The organism is Thermomonas sp. (assembly GCF_035369645.1).
Classification (GTDB): Bacteria; Pseudomonadota; Gammaproteobacteria; order Xanthomonadales; family Xanthomonadaceae; genus Thermomonas.
This window is the reverse complement of the sequence record NZ_DAOOUM010000060.1, coordinates 5,843-8,721: the sequence shown is the minus strand read 5'-3', so window position 1 is coordinate 8,721 and position 2,879 is coordinate 5,843. Positions and strand designations below refer to the sequence as shown.

The following is a 2,879-nucleotide window of genomic DNA, read 5'->3' as shown; positions in this document are numbered from 1 at the left end:
ACCGGGATCAGCCGCTTCCAGCCGGGCATTACGCCGATCCCGATGGCGGCGCTGTCGTTGCCCGATGCCGACCAACTGGCGCGCCTGACTGCACTGGGCAGCATCCGCGTGAGGCTGGCGTTGGATTGCGGCTGGAATGGCGAGTACACCTCGCAAAACGTGATCGGCGAAATCACCGGGCGCAGCAAGCCGGATGAGGTGGTGGTGATTGGCGGCCATCTGGATTCCTGGGATCTTGGCACCGGCGCGATTGATGACGGTGCCGGCGTCGGCATCAGCATGGCCGCCGGTCATTTGATTGGCCAATTGCCCAAAGCGCAGCGCCCGGCGCGCAGCATTCGCGTGATTGCGTTTGCCAATGAAGAACAGGGCCTGTTTGGTGGCCGCGCCTATGCGGATGCGCACAAGGCGCACATCACCCGGCACCAGATTGGCGCAGAAAGTGATCTGGGCGCTGGCCGCATCTACGCCTTCAATGCCAAGGTGCCCGATTACGCCAAGCCGGCCGTGGCACGGATTGCGCAAGTCCTCGCGCCACTGGGCATTGCCCATCGCGAAGACACCGAAGGCTGCGGCCCCGATACCTCCCCGTTCAATGCCATCGGCATGGCCTGCGCCGGGCTGGCGCAAGATGCCAGCAAATACTTCGACTATCACCACACCCCGGACGACACGCTGGACAAAATCGACCCGGCTGAATTGGCACAAAACGTGGCCGCCTATGTCGCGTTTGCCTATCTGGCCGCCGATGCCGAGGGGGATTTCGGTAGCGCGCTGAAAGCGCCGGAGACGGCGCAGAAGTGAGGCTACAAAACGGGGCCAATCACAGCCCCGTTTCCACTTCGAATTATCGGTTACGGCTCGCCCACTGTGCCAACAGCACTGCGGTGGCCGAAGCAACATTGAGGCTTTCCACCGCACCGCTGCCGGGGATCGATACCCGCAAGTCACAGGCCGCCGCCAGTTCCGGCGACATACCCACCGCTTCCGCGCCCAGCACATAAATCAAGCGCTGCGGCAGGGTGATGTTGAACACATCGCTGCCGCCGCGCACCACGGTAGCCGCCAACTGAAACCCGGCGGCGTGCAATTGCGCAAGACTATTGTCCTCGCGCCCCAGCCGCACCATCGGCAGCGTTTCCGCACCGCCTTCGGCCACCCGCGCCGCCGCGCCGGACAGGGACAAGGTGGCGTGCTTGGGCAGCAACATGGCGCTGACCCCAAAATGCGCCGCGCTACGCAAGATCGCGCCAAAATTATGCGGATTGCCCACACCATCGAGCCATAGCGCACATTGCGGCCCCGCCGGCAGATCGCGCAGCCAGCTCGACAACGGCAGCGGCTCCTCGCGCAGCACTTCCGCAACCACGCCCTCGTGGTGCGCGCTGGCGGCAAGCTTCTGCAAATCGCCATCGTCCACCACCCGATAGCCCACGCGGTTGGCCACGCACCACTTCAACAGTGGCTGCAACTGCGGAATGCGGGCCTCACTCAAATACAACTTGCGCAATGCCTGCGGGCGCCGCGCAAACACCGCTTGCACGGCGTTCATGCCATACAGGCGCAGCTCGGCATCGCGGCGCTCACGTGCGGAGTGTGCGGGCACGGCATCCTCCTGCGGCGCGGCGGCGCGTGCGGGGGCGTGGCGTGGCGAATAAGGGCGTGGCGTACCCTCTCTGGGAGGATAGGGGCGCGGTGCGCCCTCATCCGTTGCGCGCGGGCTGTGCGCTTTCGGGCCCCGCGCTTTGGAGCCGGAACCCCACGGGGAATTGCCATCGTGATCACGCATGACCGCCTGCCTGCGGGGTTTCCGCTTCCAGTTTTTCCAAAGTATGCGCAAGTTGTTCCGGCGAATGCGTGTATTTGGCCAGCAGCGCATAGAACGCCGGCACCACGAATAGCGATAACAGGGTCGAGAACGACACCCCGAAGATCACCACAATGCCAATCGTGGCACGGCTGGCCGAGCCCGGGCCACCAAAAATCACCAGCGGCACTGCGCCCATCACGGTGGCAATCGATGTCATCAAAATCGGGCGCAGGCGAGTGGCGGCAGCCTCGACAATCGCATCGTGGATGCTGCGGCCTTCATCGCGCAATTGGTTGGCAAATTCCACTATCAGGATGCCGTTTTTCGCCGCCAAGCCCACCAACATCACGATGCCGATTTGCGAGAACAAATTGACCGTGCCCTTGGTGACCCACAACCCGATCAATGCGCCCAGCACCCCCAGCGGCACGGTCAGCATGATGACCAGTGGATGCAGGAAGCTTTCAAATTGCGCCGCCAACGCCAGATACACAATCAACAGCGCCAGCGCGAAGGTCACCAGTACCTCGCCGCCGGATTGCTGCAACTCACGCGATTCGCCTTTCCAGCTGATTTGCGCGTAGTCCGGCAGGCTTTCGCGTGCGGTTTTTTGCGCCCACGCCACCGCTTCGCCCAGCGGATAGCCCTGCGCCAGACGCGCACTCAAGGTAATCGAGCGCAGGCGGTTGAAGCGGTTCAAGGTGCCCGGTTCGGCCACTTCTTTCAGCGTCACCAAATTCGATAGCGGCACCAACACGCCGCCGCGCCCGCGTACCTGCAAGGCATCCAGCGCCGCCACCGAGTCACGGCCTTTGCGGTCGGCTTGCAGCTTGACGTCGTATTCCTCGCCGTTATCGACAAAGGTCGTCACGCGGATGCCGCCCATCATGGTGGACAGTGCATGGCCGATGTCGGTGGCGGAGACGCCCAGATCCGCGGCACGCGCACGGTCGATCACCACCCGCATCTGCGGCCGGGTTTCCTTGTAATCCGAATCCGGCCCCATGAACCCGGGATTGCCTGCCATCTTGGCCAGCATGATGTCGCGCCAGCCGGCCAGTTCTTTGTA

At 63.5% G+C, this 2,879-nt stretch carries 3 protein-coding genes; 1 reads left to right on the top strand and 2 read right to left on the bottom strand.

The features are described 5' to 3' along the window. Positions 1–804: M28 family peptidase (locus PK789_RS10445; protein ID WP_324308688.1), on the top strand; the 804-nt coding region annotated here is incomplete at its 5' end. Between the two features lie 43 nt (positions 805–847). On the opposite strand, the gene PK789_RS10440 is transcribed toward PK789_RS10445, so the two are convergent. Together PK789_RS10440 and PK789_RS10435 are read right to left on the bottom strand one after the other, a co-directional pair. After that, positions 848–1,789: a TrmH family RNA methyltransferase gene (locus tag PK789_RS10440; protein ID WP_503011940.1), complete on the bottom strand. Its 942-nt coding sequence runs from the start codon at positions 1,787–1,789 to the stop codon at positions 848–850. Next, on the bottom strand, positions 1,782–2,879 hold a 1,098-nt coding region (locus PK789_RS10435; protein ID WP_324308687.1), incomplete at its 5' end, for an efflux RND transporter permease subunit. The genes PK789_RS10435 and PK789_RS10440, both read right to left, overlap by 8 nt.